The organism is Streptomyces filamentosus, from assembly GCF_014654895.1.
GTDB lineage: Bacteria > Actinomycetota > Actinomycetes > Streptomycetales > Streptomycetaceae > Streptomyces > Streptomyces filamentosus.
Map to the genome: position 1 here is coordinate 3,986,778 of NZ_BNBE01000001.1, position 18,306 is coordinate 4,005,083.

Sequence of the window (18,306 nt, forward strand, 5' to 3'; positions counted from 1 at the left end):
GGCCCCGGACCGGGTACCCCGGGCAGTACGGGACAATGGACCCCATGCCTTCCGTACTGCCCGATGGTGAGCCCATGCCCGAGGACGGGGCGCTGCCCGCGCACGCCCTGGAAGGGGCGGGGGAGCGGCCGCTCGGGTTCTATCTGCACGTGCCGTACTGCGCCACGCGGTGCGGCTACTGCGACTTCAACACGTACACGGCGAGCGAGCTGCGCGGGGCCGGTGGCGTGCTCGCCTCGCGGGACAACTACGCGGGGCAGGTCGCCGAGGAGGTGCGGCTCGCCCGGAAGGTGCTCGGGGACGACCCGCGACCGGTGCGGACCGTCTTCGTCGGGGGCGGCACGCCGACGCTGCTGGCCGCCGGCGACCTCGTACGGATGCTGGGGGCGATCCGGGACGAGTTCGGGCTCGCGGACGACGCCGAGGTCACGACCGAGGCCAACCCGGAGTCCGTGGACCCCGCCTACCTGGAGGAACTGCGCGCCGGGGGGTTCAACCGGATCTCCTTCGGCATGCAGAGCGCCCGGCCGCACGTGCTGAGGATCCTCGACCGGACCCACACGCCCGGACGGCCCGAGCAGTGCGTCGCCGAGGCGCGCGCCGCCGGGTTCGAGCACGTCAACCTGGACCTGATCTACGGGACGCCCGGGGAGTCCGACGACGACTGGCGGGCCTCGCTGGACGCGGCCGTCGGCGCCGGACCGGACCACGTCAGCGCGTACGCCCTGATCGTCGAGGAGGGCACGCAGCTGGCCCGGCGCATCCGCCGCGGCGAGGTCCCGATGACCGACGACGACGTCCACGCCGACCGGTACCTGATCGCGGACGAGGCCTTCGAGAAGGCCGGGTTCTCCTGGTACGAGGTGTCCAACTGGGCCACCTCCGAGGCCGGCCGCTGCCTCCACAACGAGCTGTACTGGCGCGGCGCCGACTGGTGGGGCGCCGGGCCCGGCGCCCACTCGCACGTGGGCGGGGTGCGGTGGTGGAACGTCAAGCACCCCGGGGCGTACGCGGCGGCGCTCGGGGCCGGGAAGTCGCCCGGCGCGGGACGCGAGGTGCTGGCCGACGAGGACCGGCGCGTCGAGCGGATCCTGCTGGAACTGCGGCTGCGGGAGGGCGTCGAACTGGCGCTGCTCAAGCCCGCGGGGCTCGCGGCGGCCGGGCGGGCGCTCGGCGACGGGCTCCTGGAGGAGGAGGCGTACGCCGCCGGGCGGGCCGTGCTGACGCTGCGGGGGCGGCTGCTGGCGGACGCGGTGGTGCGGGACCTGGTGGACTAGGGCGCGTCTTCCGGATCGGGCCGGATCAGGGGGCGGCGTCCGGTGCCGGGGAGCCGCGAGCCCGGCACGGTCCCTGAGGCGCGGCGCGGGCCGCGCCTTCCGGGGCGCGGGACCCCGGGCGCGACCGGGGTCAGCCCGCCGTCACGAAGTCGATGAGTTCCTCCACGCGGCCCAGCAGCGCCGGTTCCAGGTCCTTGTAGGACTCGACGCGCCTGAGGATGGCCTGCCAGACGGCGCCGGTGTTGTCGGAGGGCCAGCCGAGGGCGCGGCAGGTGCCGGTCTTCCAGTCCTGGCCCCGGGGGACGTCGGGCCAGGCGGGGATGCCGAGCACGGACGGCTTCACGGCCTGCCAGACGTCGATGTACGGGTGGCCGACCACCAGGACGTCGGGGGAGGCGACCCGCGCGGCGATGCGGGACTCCTTGGAGCCCGCGACCAGGTGGTCGACGAGGACGCCGAGACGGGCGTCGGGGCCCGGGCCGAACTCCGCGACGATCTCGGGCAGGTGGTCGACGCCCTCCAGGTACTCCACCACCACGCCCTCGACGCGCAGGTCGTCGCCCCAGACCCGCTCGACCAGCTCCGCGTCGTGCCGGCCCTCGACGTAGATGCGGCCCGCGCGGGCCACGCGCGCGCGGGCGCCGGGGACGGCGATCGAACCGGAGGCCGTCCGCGCGGGGCGGGACGGGCCCGGGGCCGCGGGGCGCACCAGGGTCACCGGGCGGCCCTCCAGGAGGAAGCCGCGCGGCTCCAGCGGGAAGACGCGGTGCTTGCCGAAGCGGTCCTCCAGGGTCACCGTGCCCGCCTCGCAGCGGACCACCGCCCCGCAGAAGCCCGTCGAGACCTCCTCGACCACCAGGTCGGGGTCGGCCGGAACCTCCGGGGCGGGGGCCCGCTTCTTCTTCCAGGGGGGCGTCAGGTCCGCGTCGTAGCTGCGCATTCCGGGGACGCTACGACACCCCGAAGCGGCGTGCCAGTTCATCGCGCTGGCGTCGCACGAAGGCCGCGTCGACGACCGCGCCGTGCCCGGGGACGTACAGCGCGTCCTCGCCGCCGAGGGCGAGGAGCCGGTCGAGGGCGTCGGGCCAGCGGGAGCCGATCGCGTCGGGGCCCGCCTGGGGCTCGCCGGACTCCTCGACGAGGTCGCCGCAGAAGACCGTCTCGCGCTCGCCAGGGACCAGCAGGACCAGGTCGTGGCCGGTGTGGCCGGGGCCCACGTTGGCGAGGAGGACCTGCCGGCCGCCCAGGTCGAGGGTCCGCTCGCCGGTGACCGTGTGGTGCGGGACCACCAGCGTCTCCGCCGCCTCCGCCGCGGCCCGCTCGTCGGCGCCGTGCCGCACCGCGTCCTCGTACAGCTCCCGGCGGGTCCGGGGGGAGGCGAGGAGCTCGTCGGTGCCGACCGCGCCGAAGACCTCCGCGCCGGCGAAGGCCGCGGCGCCGAGGACGTGGTCGAAGTGGGGGTGGCCGAGTGCGATGTGCGTCACGCGCCGGCCGCCGGCGAGGGCCTCCGCCCGGGCCCGGATCTCCGCCCCCTCGGCGAGCGTGGCGCCGGTGTCGTACAGCAGCACGGCCCGTTCCCCCACGACCAGTCCGGTCGTGGCGTCCCAGCCGGGGAGCCGCCGCCGGCCCACCCCGTCCGCGAGTCCTTCCCACCCCTGAGCCGCCCAGTCGATACGCATGTGCCCGACGGTAGCGGGTCCGCCTCCTTGCCAGGAGCGACCGGCCCGGCCGTACACTGGCCGGGGGTTTCCTGGCACTCGGGCAGGGCGAGTGCCAAAAGCGGAGCAACCGGAACGGCCGGAACGGGAGGTGTGCGCGTGCTGAGCGAACGCAGACTCGAGGTGCTGCGCGCCATCGTCCAGGACTACGTCGGGACGGAGGAGCCGGTCGGCTCCAAGGCACTCACCGAGCGCCACAGGCTCGGCGTGTCCCCGGCCACCGTCCGCAACGACATGGCGGTCCTGGAGGAAGAGGGCTACATCGCCCAGCCCCACACCAGCGCCGGCCGGATCCCCACCGACAAGGGCTACCGCCTCTTCGTGGACCGGCTGGCCGGCGTCAAGCCGCTGTCGACCCCCGAGCGGCGCGCCATCCACAACTTCCTCGACGGGGCCGTGGACCTCGACGACGTCGTGGGCCGCACGGTGCGGCTGCTCGCGCAGCTGACCCGGCAGGTCGCCGTCGTCCAGTACCCGTCGCTGACCCGCTCCTCCATCCGGCACGTGGAGCTGCTCGCGCTGACCCCGGCGCGGCTGATGCTCGTCCTCATCACGGACACCGGACGGGTCGAGCAGCGGGTCATCGACTGCCCCGCGCCCTTCGGCGAGACCTCCCTCGCCGACCTGCGCGCCCGGCTCAACGGCCGGGTCGGCGGACGCCGCTTCGCCGACGTGCCGCAGCTGGTGCAGGACCTCCCCGAGTCCTTCGAGGAGCCCGAGGAGCGCGCCACGGTCTCGGCCGTGATCGCGACCCTCCTCGAAACGCTCGTGGAGGAGCACGAGGAGCGGCTGATGATCGGCGGCACCGCCAATCTCACCCGCTTCGGACACGACTTCCCGCTGACGATCAGGCCCGTACTGGAGGCCCTTGAGGAGCAGGTCGTGCTCCTCAAGCTGCTCGGCGAGGTCAAGGAATCGGGCATGACCGTACGCATCGGGCACGAGAACGCCTACGAGGGGCTGAACTCCACGTCCGTCGTCTCGGTCGGCTACGGTTCGGGCGGCGAGGCAGTCGCCAAACTCGGCGTGGTCGGACCGACCCGCATGGACTACCCCGGAACGATGGGAGCGGTACGCGCAGTGGCACGTTACGTCGGACAGATCCTGGCGGAGTCGTAAGTGGCCACGGACTACTACGCCGTCCTCGGCGTACGCCGCGACGCGTCCCAGGACGAGATCAAGAAGGCATTCCGTCGCCTCGCCCGCGAGCTTCACCCGGACGTCAATCCGGACCCGAAGACGCAGGAGCGGTTCAAGGAGATCAACGCCGCCTACGAGGTCCTGTCGGACCCGCAGAAGAAGCAGGTCTACGACCTGGGCGGCGACCCCCTCTCCGCCTCCGGCGGCGGTGGCGCGGGCGGTTTCGGAGCGGGTGGCTTCGGCAACTTCTCCGACATCATGGACGCCTTCTTCGGGCAGGCCACGCAGCGCGGGCCGCGCTCGCGGACCCGCCGCGGCCAGGACGCCATGATCCGCCTGGAGATCGACCTCAACGAGGCGGCCTTCGGCACCACCAAGGACATCCAGGTCGACACGGCCGTCGTCTGCACCACCTGTTCGGGTGAGGGAGCGGCGCCGGGCACCTCCGCGCAGACCTGCGACATGTGCCGCGGCCGCGGCGAGGTCTCGCAGGTCACCCGGTCGTTCCTCGGCCAGGTCATGACCTCCCGGCCCTGCCCCCAGTGCCAGGGCTTCGGCACCGTCGTCCCGACCCCGTGCCCCGAGTGCGCGGGCGACGGCCGGGTCCGCTCCCGCCGCACGCTGACGGTGAAGATCCCGGCGGGCGTCGACAACGGCACCCGGATCCAGCTCGCGGGCGAGGGCGAGGTCGGCCCCGGCGGCGGCCCCGCCGGCGACCTGTACGTCGAGATCCAGGAGACCCCGCACGAGGTCTTCCAGCGGCGCGGCGACGACCTGCACTGCACGGTCACCATCCCGATGACGGCGGCGGCGCTCGGCACCAAGGTGCAGCTCCAGACCCTCGACGGCCTGGAGGAGATCGACATCCGGCCGGGCACCCAGTCCGGCCAGTCGGTCCCGCTGCACGGCCGCGGCATCACGCACCTGCGGGGCAACGGGCGCGGCGACCTGATCGTCCACGTCGAGGTCCAGACTCCGACGAAGCTCGACCCCGAGCAGGAGCGCCTCCTGCGCGAACTGGCCGTGCTGCGCGGCGAGGAGCGGCCCACCGGCCAGTTCCAGCCCGGCCAGCAGGGACTGTTCTCGCGGCTGAAGGACGCCTTCAACGGGCGCACGTGACCGGGACGCGGACGCGCTCCGCGTGACCTCCGCGTGAGGGGGCGGCACTCCGGGTGCCGCCCCTTTCCCGTGCCCGCGATCGGGCATGGCACGATGCCCATATGTCCACCACCGCGCTGAACGATCTCTTCCGGTACCCGATCGTGCAGGCCCCCATGGCGGGTGGCGCTTCCTGTCCCGAGCTCGTCGGCGCCGTCTGCGAGGCCGGCGGGCTCGGTTTCCTCGCGGCCGGGTACAAGACCGCCGACAGCCTCTACCAGGAGGTCAAGCAGACCCGGAGGCTGACCGGACGGCCCTTCGGCGTCAACGTCTTCATGCCCCAGGCCGGACCCACGGCCGACCCCGCGGCCGTCGAGGTCTACCGCCACCAGCTCGCCGGGGAGGCCGGCTGGTACGAGACCCCGCTCGGCGACCCCGACAGCGGCCGGGACGACGGCTACGAGTCCAAGCTGGCGATTCTCCTGGACGACCCGGTCCCCGTCGTCTCCTTCACCTTCGGCTGTCCGAAGCCCGAGACCTTCCACGCCCTCGCCCGCGCCGGCACCCGCACCATCGTCACCGTCACCTCCGCCGAGGAGGCCCGCACCGCCGAGGCCGCCGGGGCCGACGCGCTGTGCGTGCAGGGCGTCGAGGCGGGCGGCCACCAGGGTTCGTACCGCGACGACCCGGCCGAGCAGCAGCCCGGCACCGGGCTCCTCGCCCTCCTCGCCCAGGTCCGGGAGGCCACCGCGCTGCCGCTCCTCGCCACCGGCGGCCTCATGCGCGGTGCGCAGATCGCCGCCGTCCTCGCCGCCGGGGCCGTCGCCGCCCAGCTCGGCACCGCCTTCCTCGGCTGCCCCGAGTCCGGCGCCCACCCGCTGCACAAGCGGGCCCTGACCGACCCGCTCTTCCAGCGCACCGCCCTCACCCGGGCCTTCTCCGGGCGGCCCGCCCGCGGACTCGTCAACCGCTTCATGCGCGAGCACGGCCCGTACGCCCCCGCCGCCTACCCCGAGATCCACCACCTCACCGCCCCGCTGCGGAAGGCCGCCGCCACCGCCGGAGACGCCCAGGGCATGGCCCTGTGGGCGGGGCAGGGGCACCGGCTGGCCCGCGAGCTGCCCGCCGGGGAACTCGTCGCGCTGCTCGCCGCCGAACTCGACACCGCCCTCACCGAACTCGCCGACCAGGCCCCCAGGAGTGCTTCATGACCGCCCCCGTCTTCGTCGTCGACGCCGTCCCCGGCGCCGGCACCTTCGTCCTGGAGGGCCCCGAGGGACGGCACGCCGTCTCCGTGAAGCGCCTCCAGGCCGGCGAGGAGCTCGTCCTCACCGACGGGCGGGGCCGCTGGGCCGCGTGCGTGGTGCGGGACGCCGAGGGCAAGGACCGGCTGACCGTCGAGGTGACGGAGGACCACGAGGACCCGGCGGAGGAGCCCCGGATCACCGTCGTCCAGGCCCTGCCCAAGGGCGACCGGGGCGAACTGGCCGTCGAGACCATGACCGAGACCGGCGTCGACGCGGTCGTGCCGTGGGCCGCGTCCCGCTGCATCACCCAGTGGCGCGGCGACCGCGGCCTCAAGGCGCTCGCCAAGTGGCGCTCCACCGCCCGCGAGGCCGGCAAGCAGTCCCGCCGCACCCGCTTCCCCGAGGTCGCCGACCTCATGAGCACCAAGCAGGTCGCCCAGCTCCTCGCGACCGCCGACTTCGCGGCCGTGCTGCACGAGGACCGCGACCACCCCAGCGGCACCCTCGCCACCGCCGAACTCCCCGCGAAGGGCTCGATCGTGCTGGTCGTCGGCCCCGAGGGCGGGGTCTCCCCGGAGGAGCTGGCCGCCTTCGAGGCGGCGGGCGCGAAGCCGTACCGGCTCGGCCGGAGCGTCCTGCGGACCTCCACCGCGGGCACGGCGGCCACCGCCCTCGTCCTCGGCCGCACGGGGCGCTGGAACTAGGAGGGCGGGGAACGGGGTCGCCGGGGGCGGGGGCAGGGACGCTGGGCTGGGCGGGGACGCGGGGCGTCCGCGGTCCTCGCCTCCGGGGAAGAGCCGTCGCCCAGGTTGTCCACAGGGTGGCGGGGGCGGAGGTTCGTCCACAGAGTGGGGGACCCGCTGTTCATCGGGCTCGGGTCTTTTCTAGGCTGACCCGCATGGCCGACGAGTCCCCCCTGATCCGCAGTCTGCGCGCCGCGGTCGCCGCCGCGCCCGGCGACGTGCCCCTGCGCCTCCACTTCGCCGAGCTCCTCCTCGCGGAGGGGCGGAGCGACGAGGCCGTCGCGGAGGCGGCCGCGGCGCTCCAGCACGCCCCGGGGGACGCCGGTGCCCGCGCGCTGATGGTCCGCGCCATGGGCGTGCCGCCGGTCCCGCCCGCGCCCGACCCGGCACCGGCCCCCGCGCCGGAGCCGCCCGCGCCCGCACGGCCCGACGCCCCACGGCCGCCCTCCTTCGACTGGGCCGCCGCCGAGGAGCAGGTGTCGGACCTCGTCGGGCCGCGGTTCCTGGAGGATCCGCAGGCCGAGGGCGGGGACGGGCTCACCGGGGACGCCGCCGCCTGGGACGTGGACGCCCCCGGAGCCGTCCGCCTCGCCGACGTCGGCGGCATGACCGACGTCAAGGAACGGCTCGAAGCCGCCTTCCTCGCCCCCATGCGCAACCCCGAACTCCGCCGCCTCTACGGCAAGTCGCTCCGCGGCGGACTGCTCCTCTACGGCCCGCCCGGCTGCGGCAAGACCTTCATCGCCCGGGCCGTCGCCGGCGAACTCGGCGCGAACTTCCTCACCGTCTCGCTCTCCGACGTCCTCGACATGTGGATCGGCGCCTCCGAGAAGAACGTCCACGACATCTTCGAGACCGCCCGCCGCCAGGCCCCCTGCGTCGTCTTCCTCGACGAGCTCGACGCCCTCGGCGGCAAGCGCTCCCGCACCCAGAACAACGGGCTGCGCAACGTCGTCAACCAGCTCCTCACCGAACTCGACGGCATCGCCTCCGGCGCCGGCAACGAAGGCGTCTTCGTCCTCGCCGCCACCAACGTGCCCTGGGACGTCGACATCGCCCTGCGCCGCCCCGGCCGCCTCGACCGCACCCTGCTCGTCCTGCCGCCCGACGCCCCCGCCCGCGAGGCGATCCTCCGCTACCACCTGCGCGAGCGGCCCATCGAGGCCGTCGACCTCGGCAAGCTCGTCAAGGCCACCGAGGACTTCTCCGGCGCCGACCTCGCCCACCTGTGCGAGACCGCCGCCGAGAGCGCCCTCCTCGACTCCGCCCGCACCGGCTCCGTCCGCCTCATCACCACCAAGGACCTCCTCGGCGCCGCCAAGCAGATCCGGCCCTCCACCGAACCCTGGTTCGCCGCCGCGCGGAACGTCGCCATGTTCGCCAACGAGGGCGGTCTCTACGACGACCTCCTCGCCTACCTGAAGCGGAAGCGCAAGCTGTGACCACCCCCGCCACGCCCGCCGGGCCCGCCACGCCCTCCGCGCTCGCCCGCGCCGAGGCGCTCTACGAGGCCGGCCGGTACGAGCAGGCCGGGGAGCTCGCCGCCCGGCACCTCGCCGAGGACCCCGAGGACGCCGACGCGCTCACCCTGCTCGCCCGCTGCCGGCACCGGGCGGGCGGACACGCCGACGCCCTCGTCGCCGTCGAGCAGGCCCTGCGGGCCGAGCCCGAGCAGATCGGCGCGCACCTCATGCGCACCCAGATCCTCCTCGCCCTCAAGCGGTACGGGGACGCCGAGGCGTCCGCCCTCCGCACGGTCGAACTCGCCCCGCAGTTCTGGGGCAGCCACTACGCGCTCGGCACCGCGCTCGCCGAGACCGCGGAGGCCGGCCGGGGCCGCGACCGGGCCCGCGTCGCCGCCGCCTACGAGGCCGCGCGGACCGCCGTCGCCCTCGGCCCCGAGGAGGACGCCGCCCACTTCCTCGTCGGCCTCACCGCCCAGCGGCGCGGCGACCACGCCACCGCCCGGCGGGCGTACGAGACGACCCTGCGGCTCAACCCGCAGAGCAGCGAGGCCCACAACAACCTCTCCCTGCTGAAGCTGCGCCGCCGCTGGCTGCGGCGCGGGGCCTGGACCCAGGCCGCCGAGGGCTTCGTCGCCTCCGCCGCCCTCGACCTCACCGACCGCAAGGCCCGCTACAACCTGGAGGCGATGGCCTGGGGCACCGCCGCCGGCGCCCGCTGGGTCGCCCTCCTCGGCTTCCTCGCCTCCGCCGTCGCCCGCGCCTGGATCCCCTCCCCGCCGACCTGGTCGGGCGCCGCCGTCCCGCTCCTGGCCGGCGGGGCCGTGCTCGTCGGCGCCTGGGCCGGCTGGGCGGTGTGGATGACCCGCCGGGTGCCGCCCCGGCTGCGCCGCCCGCTGCTCCTGGTGGCGCGCAACTGCCGGCCCGTGCTCTTCATGGCGGGGGCCGTCGGCCTGCTCGGCCTCCACTCCTTCGCCGCCCTCGCCCTGTGGTCCCTCGACCAGGGCGCGGTCAACGGCTTCGGCACGCTCCTGTTCTGGACCGTGATCATCACGTACTGGGCGAGCCGCACGGCCCTCAACCGGCGGATGCCCAAGGACTGACCGGCACCGCCGGATAGCATGCCCCCGTACGGGGACCCCCGTGCGGAATCGTCGAAGGCGAGGAGCCCCGAGCATGGCCGGAGAGCCGCAGAGCGACTGCCTGTTCTGCAAGATCGTCGCAGGGGAGGTGCCGGCGACCCTCGTCCGCGAGACCGAGACCACGCTGGCCTTCCGGGACATCAACCCGCAGGCCCCCACGCACGTGCTCGTCATCCCGCGCCTCCACTACCCGGACGCCGCCTCGCTCGCCGCCGCCGCGCCGACCGTCGCCGCCGACGTGCTGCGCGAGGCCGGCGAGGTCGCCGCGCAGGAGAAGGTCGACGGCAGCGGCTACCGGATCGTCCTCAACACCGGCGCCGGCGCGGGCCAGACCGTCTTCCACGCGCACGCGCACGTGCTGGGCGGCCGCGGCCTCAACTGGCCCCCCGGATAGGACCGCACCCGTGTCCGCCCGCGAACTGGTCGTCCTCGGCACCGCCAGCCAGGTGCCGACCCGCCACCGCAACCACAACGGCTACCTGCTGCGCTGGGACGGCCACGGCCTGCTCTTCGACCCCGGCGAGGGCACCCAGCGGCAGATGCTGCGGGCGGGCGTCGCCGCGCACGACCTGAACCGGATCTGCGTCACGCACTTCCACGGCGACCACTCGCTCGGCCTGGCCGGGGTGATCCAGCGGATCAACCTCGACCAGGTCCCGCACCAGGTCACCGCCCACTACCCGGAGAGCGGCCGGCACTTCTTCGAACGGCTGCGGTACGCCACCGCCTACCGCGAGTCCGTCGAGCTGACCGAGGCGCCGGTGGCGGCGGACGGCGTCCTCGCCGTCACCGACGCCTTCACCCTGGAGGCCCGCAGGCTCTCCCACCCCGTCGAGTCCTTCGGCTACCGGCTCGTCGAGCCCGACGGGCGGCGGCTGCTGCCCGAGCGGCTCGCCGCGCACGGCATCGCGGGCCCCGACGTGGGCCGCCTCCAGCGCGAGGGCGCCCTGGGCGGCGTCACCCTGGACGAGGTGAGCGAACTCCGGCGCGGGCAGCGCTTCGCCTTCGTCATGGACACCCGGCTCTGCGACGGGGTGCACGCCCTCGCCGAGGCCGCCGACATGCTCGTCATCGAGTCGACCTTCCTCGACGCGGACGTCCGGCTCGCCGAGGACCACGGCCACCTCACCGCGGGGCAGGCCGCCGCCGTCGCCCGCGACGCGGGCGTGCGGCACCTCGTCCTCACCCACTTCTCGCAGCGCTACTCCGACCCGTCGGAGTTCGAACGGCAGGCCAGGGCCGCCGGATTCGAGGGCGAGCTGAGCATTGCCCAGGACCTCATGAGGGTCCCCGTACCGAAGAGATAGAGCACCACCCATGCCCCTCCCCAAGGCCGAACTGCACCTCCACATCGAGGGCACCCTCGAACCCGAACTGGCCTTCGCCCTCGCCGAGCGCAACGGCGTCGCCCTGCCGTACGCGACCACCGGGGAACTGCGCGAGGCGTACCGCTTCAGCGACCTCCAGTCCTTCCTCGACCTGTACTACGCGCTGATGGCGGTCCTGCGCACCCCCGAGGACTTCACCGCCCTCGCCGACGCCTACCTGGAGCGGGCCGCCGCGCAGGGCGTCCGGCACGCCGAGATCTTCTTCGACCCGCAGGCGCACACGGCCCGCGGCGTCCCGATCGGCACCGTCGTCGAGGGACTGGCCGCCTCCCTCGACCGGGCCGAGGAGCGGTACGGGATCTCCACCCGGCTCATCATGTGCTTCCTGCGCGACGAGTCCGCCGAGTCCGCCCTCGCGACGCTGGAGGCCGCGAAGCCGTACCTGGACCGGATCACCGGCGTCGGCCTCGACTCCGCCGAGGTCGGACACCCGCCGGCGAAGTTCCGCGAGGTGTACGAGGAGGCCGCCCGGCTCGGCCTGCGGCGGGTCGCCCACGCGGGCGAGGAGGGGCCGGCCGAGTACGTCCGGGAGGCCCTCGACGTCCTCGGCGTGGAGCGGATCGACCACGGCCTGCGCTGCATGGAGGACCCGGAGCTCGTCCGGCGCCTGGCCCGCGAGCGGATCCCGCTCACCCTCTGCCCGCTGTCGAACGTACGGCTCCGGGTCATCGACACCCTCGCCGACCACCCCCTGCGGGAGATGCTCGACGCGGGCCTGCTGGTGACGGTGAACTCCGACGACCCCGCCTACTTCGGCGGCTACGCCGGGGACAACTACGACGCGGTGCGGGACGCGCTGGCGCTGGACCCGGAACAGCTGCGGGTGCTGGCGCGGCACTCCTTCGAGGCGGCCTTCCTCGACGACGACGAGCCCCGCCGCGCGCGCTACCTCTCCGAGGTGGAGGCGTACACCTTCTGATCCGAGGCGGAGGCGTACGCCTTCCGCACCCGTGCGCGAGGTCCGGGCACGGAGAGGGCGGGCGCGGCGGAGGGCGCCGTCCCCGTGCCCGCCCGTCCCGCCCCCGGCGGGACCCGTGCCCACCGGGACGACGGGCGCGGGCTCGCGGCGTACAGGGCCACCGCCGTCATCGGCGCGGCGACGAGGAGCAGGAGGGCGCCGAGGGCCGCGCCCATGCCGGGGTAGCCGGCCGTCTCGGAGAGGACGCTGCCGGTGACCGGGCCGCAGGCCGTGCCGAGGGAGGACGCCGAGCCGACGAGGACGGCCCAGCGGCCGCGCGGGTCGAGGGAGGCGGCGAGGCCGAGGAGGCAGGAGAGGACGACCGGGTAGAGGGCGTTCCAGAGGATCTCCCCGGTGGCGAAGGAGGCCAGTCCGCCCGCGGTCGAGCTGAGCAGCACGCAGCCCGCGATCAGGACCGTGCCCGCGCCTATCGGGACCGCCCGGCCGAGCCGGGGGCCCAGCGCCCCCGCCGTCGTGACCCCGGTCAGGCCCGCGCCGAGCGCGAGCGCGAAGACGCCGCCCACCGTGACCTCGGAGAGCCCGGCCTGGCCGGTGCCGATGCGGCCGCTGACGCCCCAGAGGGCGTTCTGCGCGAGGGACCAGCACAGGATGCAGCCCGCCAGCACGGCGCCCGCCCGGAGGTGCGGCAGGGGCCCGGAGGACTTCGCGCGCGGGGCGCCGCGGTCCGGGCGCGCGGTGCCCGGCAGGCGGCCGGTCACCGGCCAGACCAGGACCGCGGCGGCGGCCAGCGCGAGCAGCGGCGGTTCGTGGCCGCCGCCGAGCCTCGGCAGGGTCAGGTAGAGCGCGGCGGCCACCGCCGACACCGACAGCAGGCCCAGGGTGGACGCCCGCTGGGGATCGGGCCGGCCGGCGATCCCGGAGGCCGCCACGGCCGTCGCCGTGCCCGAGCCGAGGCCGCCGAGCACGACCCCGGCGACCACCAGCGGCAGGGTGCCGGTGGCGGCGGCGGAGCCGTACCCCAGGAGCATCGCGAGCAGTCCGGCGCGGGCGGCCCGGCGCGGGCCGATCCGTTCCACGCGCGCGGCGAGGGCGAAACCGGCGGTGGCGGAGCCGAGCAGCAGCACCGAGCCCGTCAGACCGGCCCGGGACGGGCCGAGGCCGAGTCCGGCGGCGAGCCGGCCGACGACGGTCGGCAGCAGGTACGGGGCGAGATAACCGGCCGTGAAGAGGGCGACGAGGGCGGCGAGGGGCCCCCGGGCACGCGGGCGCGACGGCATGGGCGTTCCAGGAACTGAACAGGGGGATGAGACGCCGTCCGGAGATCCACGGGGGCGCGGCACCATGTGTATCAAGCAACCGAATGGGCGGAGAAGACACGCTCCCCCGATTCATCCTGTGAGACAGGACACAATCGGTTTGGAGGGAGGGATCCGGGGCATAGAGCGGTGTTTCGCCGCGTCACCCCCGTCCCTCCGGCCCCATCGGGCACACTGTCCGGATCGGCACCCGGTGCCGATCCCGCCGCACCACGACCGGGGAGTTCGCCGTGACCACAGCCAGCGGAGACCAGCGCGGAGACCGGCGTACGGGCCCGCAGGGGAACCGGCCCGCGGACCACCACCAGGACCGCCGCCAGGGCCCGCACCCCCCGGAGCCGTACGACCCGGCCCCGTACCCCCGGGAGCCGTACGACCCGGTCCCGCACTCCCCGGAGCCGTACGGCCCGGAGACCGGGGTCGACCCGCTGGAGACCGTCCGCGCCCCCGCCGACCCGGCCTGCGACGTCTTCCTCACCGGCACCGTCTTCCTGGACATCGTCTTCACCGGCCTCGACAGCGCCCCCGTCCGCGGCACCGAGTCCTGGGCCCGCGGCATGGGCTCCAGCCCCGGCGGCGTCGCCAACATGGCCACCGCCCTCGCCCGCCTCGGCCTGCGCACCTCGCTGGCCGCCGCCTTCGGCGACGACCACTACGGCGAGTACTGCTGGGACGCCCTGGCCCAGGGCGAGGGCATCGACCTCGCCCTCTCCCGCACCGTCCCCGGCTGGCACTCCCCGGTCACCGTCTCCATGGCCTACGAGGGCGAGCGGACGATGGTCTCGCACGGCCACGAGGCCCCCCACCCGGACGGCGCCGCCGTCCTCCCGCCGCCCGCCCGCGCCGCCGTCGCCTCCCTCGCCCCCGGCCGCACCGAGGAGTGGGTGGCCCGCGCCGCCCGCTCCGGCACGCGGATCTTCGCCGACGTCGGCTGGGACGACACCGGCCGCTGGGACCTGGCGGGACTGACGGACCTGGAGCACTGCGAGGCGTTCCTGCCCAACGCGGCCGAGGCGATGCGCTACACCCGCACCGACTGCCCCCGCGCCGCCGCCCGCGCGCTGGCCGACAAGGTCCGCTACGCCGTGGTCACCCTCGGCGCCGAGGGCGCCTACGCCGTGGACGGCGCCACCGGCGAGACCGCCGAGGTCCCGGCCATCCGCGTCGAGGCCCTCGACCCGACCGGCGCCGGCGACGTCTTCGTCGCGGGCTTCGTCACCGGCACCCTCGCCGACTGGCCGCTCGCCGACCGGCTCGCCTTCGCCGGACTCACCGCCGCCCTCTCCGTCCAGGAGTTCGGCGGCTCGCTGTCCGCCCCCACCTGGACCGAGATCGCCGCCTGGTGGCAGCACGTGCAGCTCGACGACCGCCAGGACCCGGAGGCCCTGCGGGCCCGCTACGCCTTCCTCGAAGCCCTCCTGCCGGCCCCGGCCCGCCCCTGGCCGCCCCGCCGCGCGGTGCCCACCATCGGCTTCCGGTCGGCGGTCCCGTAAACCGCTTCGGGCACACGGGCACCAGGTCGTAGGCTGGGGTGCGAGAGGTTGTCGAGCAGCGAGAACCCCGCAGCAGGAGGTATGCGCAGGCCAGAGGGCCGGCCCATGACGCAGACACCCACAGCCCCCAACGGAACGCCGGGCGAGGCCCGGGCCCGCTTCGCGGTTCCCGCCAAGCACCCCATGGTGACCGTCCTCGGTTCCGGCGACTCCCTGCTCCGCGTGATCGAGCAGGCCTTCCCCGACGTCGACATCCACGTCCGGGGAAACGAGGTCAGCGCGGTCGGCGACGCCAGGGAAGTCGCCCTCATCCAGCGCCTGTTCGACGAGATGATGCTGGTGCTCCGCACCGGACAGCCGATGACGGAGGACGCAGTGGAACGCTCCATCGCCATGCTCAAGGCGACCGAGGACGGCGAAGGCGCCGACGAGACCCCGGCCGAGGTGCTCACCCAGAACATCCTCTCCAGCCGCGGCCGCACCATCCGCCCCAAGACGCTCAACCAGAAGCGCTACGTCGACGCCATCGACAAGCACACCATCGTCTTCGGCATCGGCCCCGCCGGCACCGGCAAGACCTACCTGGCCATGGCCAAGGCCGTGCAGGCCCTCCAGTCCAAGCAGGTCACCCGGATCATCCTCACCCGCCCGGCGGTCGAGGCCGGCGAGCGCCTCGGCTTCCTCCCCGGCACCCTCTACGAGAAGATCGACCCGTACCTGCGCCCGCTCTACGACGCCCTGCACGACATGCTCGACCCGGACTCCATCCCCAAGCTGATGGCGAGCGGGACGATCGAGGTCGCGCCCCTCGCGTACATGAGGGGCAGGACGCTCAATGACGCGTTCATCATCCTCGACGAGGCGCAGAACACGAACCCCGAGCAGATGAAGATGTTCCTCACGCGGCTCGGCTTCGACTCGAAGATCGTCATCACCGGCGACATCACCCAGGTCGACCTGCCGAACGGCACGAAGAGCGGTCTGCGGCAGGTCAGGGACATCCTCGACAGGGTTCCGGACGTGCACTTCTCGACGCTCACGTCCCAGGATGTCGTCCGGCACAAGCTCGTCGGCCGTATCGTCGACGCGTACGAGAAGTACGACAGCGCCAACGAGCAGCGCGCCGGCCGCAACGGGAAGTAGAAGAGCACCGCACATGTCGATCGACGTCAACAACGAGTCCGGTACCGAGGTCGACGAGCAGGCGATCCTCGACGTCGCCCGCTACGCCCTCGGACGGATGCGCATCCACCCGCTCTCCGAGCTCTCGGTGATCGTGGTGGACGCGGAGGCCATGGAGCAGCTCCACATCCAGTGGATGGACCTCCCCGGACCGACGGACGTCATGTCCTTCCCGATGGACGAGCTGCGCCCGCCGGCCAAGGACGACGAGGAGCCCCCGCAGGGGCTCCTCGGCGACATCGTGCTCTGCCCCGAGGTCGCCAAGAAGCAGGGCGAGGACGCCCCGACGAACCACTCCATGGACGAGGAGCTCCAGCTCCTCACCGTCCACGGCGTCCTCCACCTGCTCGGCTACGACCACGAGGAGCCGGAGGAGAAGGCCGAGATGTTCGGCCTCCAGGCGGCGATCGTCGACGGCTGGCGCGCGGAGAGGGGCCTCACCGGCCCGTCCCCGGCCCCGACCGTCAACTGACGCCGCGCGCCCGATGAGCATCCAGCTGATTCTCGGCGCGGTCGCCCTGGTCGTCGTCGCCTGGCTCGCCGCCTGCGCCGAGGCCGGTCTCGCCCGCGTCTCCGCCTTCCGTGCCGCCGAGGCCGTCCGCTCCGGGCGGCGCGGCGCCGCGAAGCTGTCCCAGGTCGCCTCCGACCCCACCCGCTACCTCAACGTGGCGCTGCTCGTCCGCGTCTCCTGCGAGATGGCGGCCGGCGTCCTCGTCACCTACGGCTGCCTGGAGTACTTCCCGGAGACGTGGGAGGCGCTGCTCGTCGCCATCGGCGTGATGGTGCTGGTCAGCTATGTGGCGGTCGGCGTCTCGCCGCGCACCATCGGCCGCCAGCACCCGCTGAACACCGCAACCGCCGCCGCGTACGTCCTCGTCCCGCTGGCCCGGGTCATGGGCCCGATCCCGCAGCTGCTGATCCTCATCGGCAACGCGCTGACCCCGGGCAAGGGCTTCCGCAAGGGCCCCTTCGCCTCCGAGGCGGAGCTGCGGGCGATGGTCGACCTCGCCGAGCAGGAGTCCCTCATCGAGGACGAGGAGCGCCGGATGGTGCACTCGGTCTTCGAGCTGGGCGACACCCTCGTGCGGGAGGTCATGGTGCCCCGCACCGACCTCGTCTGCATCGAGCGGTACAAGACCGTCCGGCAGGCCCTCACCCTCGCGCTGCGCTCCGGTTTCTCCCGGATCCCGGTGACCGGGGAGAACGAGGACGACATCGTCGGCATCGTGTACCTGAAGGACCTGGTCAGGAAGACGCACATCAACCGCGATGCCGAGGCCGACCTGGTCTCCACGGCGATGCGCGCCGCGGCCTTCGTCCCCGACACCAAGAACGCCGGCGACCTGCTGCGCGAGATGCAGCAGGAGCGCAACCACGTCGCCGTCGTCATCGACGAGTACGGCGGCACGGCCGGCATCGTCACCATCGAGGACATCCTGGAGGAGATCGTCGGCGAGATCACCGACGAGTACGACCGGGAGCTGCCGCCGGTCCAGGAGCTCGGCGACGACCGGCACCGGGTCACCGCCCGCCTCGACGTCGGCGACCTGGGCGAGCTGTACGGCTTTGGTCCCGACGAGTTCGACGACGAGGACGTGGAGACGGTGGGCGGGCTGCTCGCCAAGGCCCTCGGCCGGGTGCCGATCTCCGGTGCGTCCGCCGTCGTCGCCCTGCCGGACGGGCGGGAGCTGCGGCTGACCGCCGAGTCCCCGGCCGGCCGCCGGAACAAGATCGTCACCGTGCTCGTCGAGCCGGTCGCCCCGGCCGGACCGGAGGGGGAGGACCGGGAGTGACGCCGGAGCGGCTGCGCGCCTTCTGTCTGGGGTTCGACGACGCCACCGAGGAGTTCCCCTTCGGGCCCGAACCCTCGGTCTTCAAGGTGGGCGGGAAGCTCTTCGCCCTCTCCTGGACGGACCGCGAGCCGCTGCGGGTCAATCTGAAGTGCGATCCGGAGGACGCCGTGCGGCTCCGCGAGGAGCACCCGGAGATCACTCCCGGTTACCACATGAACAAGCGCCACTGGAACACGGTGGAGGTGGCCGGGCTCCCGGACCGGATGGTCCGGGAGCTCATCGAGGACTCGTACGACCTGGTGGTCGCGGGCCTGCCGAAGGCGGTACGGCTCCGGCTCGACCGGCCCTGACCGCCCGGGCCCGTCTCCGCGGGCCCGGGCGGTCACC

Annotated in this window: 18 protein-coding genes; 15 read left to right on the forward strand and 3 right to left on the reverse strand. The window is 74.2% G+C overall.

The window, feature by feature from the left end:
* The first annotated feature begins 35 nt into the window (after positions 1 to 35).
* The gene (hemW, locus tag IE326_RS17860; protein WP_150228144.1) at positions 36 to 1,277 is read left to right on the forward strand and encodes a radical SAM family heme chaperone HemW; all 1,242 of its coding nucleotides are present in this window, start codon (positions 36 to 38) and stop codon (positions 1,275 to 1,277) included.
* A gap of 130 nt (positions 1,278 to 1,407) precedes the next feature.
* Here hemW and IE326_RS17865 read toward each other — a convergent pair whose 3' ends face one another.
* Both IE326_RS17865 and IE326_RS17870 read right to left on the reverse strand, forming a co-directional pair.
* Entirely contained in the window at positions 1,408 to 2,217 is an 810-nt protein-coding gene (locus IE326_RS17865) for a DUF3097 domain-containing protein (protein WP_190042017.1), read from the reverse strand.
* Positions 2,218 to 2,227: 10 nt separating this feature from the next.
* Positions 2,228 to 2,956 (reverse strand): MBL fold metallo-hydrolase, encoded by a 729-nt coding sequence (locus IE326_RS17870; RefSeq protein ID WP_150228142.1) that lies wholly within the window; start codon positions 2,954 to 2,956, stop codon positions 2,228 to 2,230.
* A gap of 138 nt (positions 2,957 to 3,094) precedes the next feature.
* Here IE326_RS17870 and hrcA point away from each other — a divergent pair, with 138 nt between their 5' ends.
* The 9 genes from hrcA to IE326_RS17915 all read left to right on the forward strand — a co-directional run bounded on the left by hrcA (position 3,095) and on the right by IE326_RS17915 (position 12,135).
* Positions 3,095 to 4,114, forward strand: a complete 1,020-nt coding sequence (gene hrcA, locus IE326_RS17875; RefSeq protein WP_030760861.1) for a heat-inducible transcriptional repressor HrcA — start codon at positions 3,095 to 3,097, stop codon at positions 4,112 to 4,114.
* Positions 4,115 to 5,254: a molecular chaperone DnaJ gene (dnaJ, locus tag IE326_RS17880; protein WP_150228141.1), complete on the forward strand. Its 1,140-nt coding sequence runs from the start codon at positions 4,115 to 4,117 to the stop codon at positions 5,252 to 5,254.
* A 101-nt stretch (positions 5,255 to 5,355) separates the two neighbouring features.
* Positions 5,356 to 6,444 carry a nitronate monooxygenase gene (locus IE326_RS17885; protein WP_150228140.1) on the forward strand — a complete coding sequence of 363 codons (1,089 nt, stop codon included), beginning with the start codon at positions 5,356 to 5,358 and terminating at the stop codon, positions 6,442 to 6,444.
* Positions 6,441 to 7,184: a 16S rRNA (uracil(1498)-N(3))-methyltransferase gene (locus tag IE326_RS17890; protein ID WP_150228139.1), complete on the forward strand. Its 744-nt coding sequence runs from the start codon at positions 6,441 to 6,443 to the stop codon at positions 7,182 to 7,184. The genes IE326_RS17885 and IE326_RS17890 overlap by 4 nt, the downstream gene beginning before the upstream one ends.
* Before the next feature lie 194 nt (positions 7,185 to 7,378).
* Positions 7,379 to 8,665, forward strand: coding sequence for an ATP-binding protein (locus IE326_RS17895; protein ID WP_190042018.1), 1,287 nt, complete (start codon positions 7,379 to 7,381; stop codon positions 8,663 to 8,665).
* Entirely contained in the window at positions 8,662 to 9,789 is a 1,128-nt protein-coding gene (locus tag IE326_RS17900) for a tetratricopeptide repeat protein (RefSeq protein ID WP_150228137.1), read from the forward strand. Before IE326_RS17895 ends, IE326_RS17900 begins: the two co-directional genes overlap by 4 nt.
* Before the next feature lie 73 nt (positions 9,790 to 9,862).
* Positions 9,863 to 10,222, forward strand: a complete 360-nt coding sequence (locus tag IE326_RS17905) for a histidine triad nucleotide-binding protein (protein ID WP_150228136.1) — start codon at positions 9,863 to 9,865, stop codon at positions 10,220 to 10,222.
* A gap of 10 nt (positions 10,223 to 10,232) precedes the next feature.
* Complete coding sequence (locus tag IE326_RS17910) at positions 10,233 to 11,135, forward strand: ribonuclease Z (RefSeq protein WP_190042019.1); 903 nt, start codon at positions 10,233 to 10,235, stop codon at positions 11,133 to 11,135.
* A gap of 10 nt (positions 11,136 to 11,145) precedes the next feature.
* Entirely contained in the window at positions 11,146 to 12,135 is a 990-nt protein-coding gene (locus tag IE326_RS17915; RefSeq protein ID WP_150228134.1) for an adenosine deaminase, read from the forward strand.
* On the opposite strand, the gene IE326_RS17920 is transcribed toward IE326_RS17915, so the two are convergent.
* Positions 12,102 to 13,412 (reverse strand): MFS transporter, encoded by a 1,311-nt coding sequence (locus IE326_RS17920; protein WP_190042020.1) that lies wholly within the window; start codon positions 13,410 to 13,412, stop codon positions 12,102 to 12,104. The genes IE326_RS17915 and IE326_RS17920 overlap by 34 nt on opposite strands.
* A gap of 467 nt (positions 13,413 to 13,879) precedes the next feature.
* On the opposite strand from IE326_RS17920, the gene IE326_RS17925 reads away from it, so the two are divergent.
* The 5 genes from IE326_RS17925 (at position 13,880) to IE326_RS17945 (ending at position 18,269) form a co-directional block, all read left to right on the forward strand.
* Positions 13,880 to 14,944 (forward strand): PfkB family carbohydrate kinase, encoded by a 1,065-nt coding sequence (locus IE326_RS17925; RefSeq protein WP_150232676.1) that lies wholly within the window; start codon positions 13,880 to 13,882, stop codon positions 14,942 to 14,944.
* A 105-nt stretch (positions 14,945 to 15,049) separates the two neighbouring features.
* Positions 15,050 to 16,087, forward strand: coding sequence for a PhoH family protein (locus IE326_RS17930; RefSeq protein WP_190042021.1), 1,038 nt, complete (start codon positions 15,050 to 15,052; stop codon positions 16,085 to 16,087).
* A 13-nt stretch (positions 16,088 to 16,100) separates the two neighbouring features.
* Positions 16,101 to 16,598 (forward strand): rRNA maturation RNase YbeY, encoded by a 498-nt coding sequence (gene ybeY / locus IE326_RS17935; protein ID WP_189946760.1) that lies wholly within the window; start codon positions 16,101 to 16,103, stop codon positions 16,596 to 16,598.
* Positions 16,599 to 16,611: 13 nt separating this feature from the next.
* Positions 16,612 to 17,919, forward strand: coding sequence for a hemolysin family protein (locus IE326_RS17940; protein ID WP_150228130.1), 1,308 nt, complete (start codon positions 16,612 to 16,614; stop codon positions 17,917 to 17,919).
* Positions 17,916 to 18,269 carry an MmcQ/YjbR family DNA-binding protein gene (locus IE326_RS17945; RefSeq protein ID WP_190042022.1) on the forward strand — a complete coding sequence of 118 codons (354 nt, stop codon included), beginning with the start codon at positions 17,916 to 17,918 and terminating at the stop codon, positions 18,267 to 18,269. Before IE326_RS17940 ends, IE326_RS17945 begins: the two co-directional genes overlap by 4 nt.
* The last annotated feature ends 37 nt before the right edge of the window (positions 18,270 to 18,306 follow it).

What these genes read in the sequence shown, in the direction of transcription:
- hemW (WP_150228144.1), top strand. Translation starts at nt 36, where the DNA reads ATGGACCCCATGCCTTCCGTACTGCCCGATGGTGAGCCCATGCCCGAG.
- IE326_RS17865 (WP_190042017.1), bottom strand. Translation starts at nt 2,217, where the DNA reads ATGCGCAGCTACGACGCGGACCTGACGCCCCCCTGGAAGAAGAAGCGG.
- IE326_RS17870 (WP_150228142.1), bottom strand. Translation starts at nt 2,956, where the DNA reads ATGCGTATCGACTGGGCGGCTCAGGGGTGGGAAGGACTCGCGGACGGG.
- IE326_RS17885 (WP_150228140.1), top strand. Translation starts at nt 5,356, where the DNA reads ATGTCCACCACCGCGCTGAACGATCTCTTCCGGTACCCGATCGTGCAG.
- IE326_RS17890 (WP_150228139.1), top strand. Translation starts at nt 6,441, where the DNA reads ATGACCGCCCCCGTCTTCGTCGTCGACGCCGTCCCCGGCGCCGGCACC.
- IE326_RS17895 (WP_190042018.1), top strand. Translation starts at nt 7,379, where the DNA reads ATGGCCGACGAGTCCCCCCTGATCCGCAGTCTGCGCGCCGCGGTCGCC.
- IE326_RS17905 (WP_150228136.1), top strand. Translation starts at nt 9,863, where the DNA reads ATGGCCGGAGAGCCGCAGAGCGACTGCCTGTTCTGCAAGATCGTCGCA.
- IE326_RS17915 (WP_150228134.1), top strand. Translation starts at nt 11,146, where the DNA reads ATGCCCCTCCCCAAGGCCGAACTGCACCTCCACATCGAGGGCACCCTC.
- IE326_RS17920 (WP_190042020.1), bottom strand. Translation starts at nt 13,412, where the DNA reads ATGCCGTCGCGCCCGCGTGCCCGGGGGCCCCTCGCCGCCCTCGTCGCC.
- IE326_RS17930 (WP_190042021.1), top strand. Translation starts at nt 15,050, where the DNA reads ATGACGCAGACACCCACAGCCCCCAACGGAACGCCGGGCGAGGCCCGG.
- ybeY (WP_189946760.1), top strand. Translation starts at nt 16,101, where the DNA reads ATGTCGATCGACGTCAACAACGAGTCCGGTACCGAGGTCGACGAGCAG.
- IE326_RS17940 (WP_150228130.1), top strand. Translation starts at nt 16,612, where the DNA reads ATGAGCATCCAGCTGATTCTCGGCGCGGTCGCCCTGGTCGTCGTCGCC.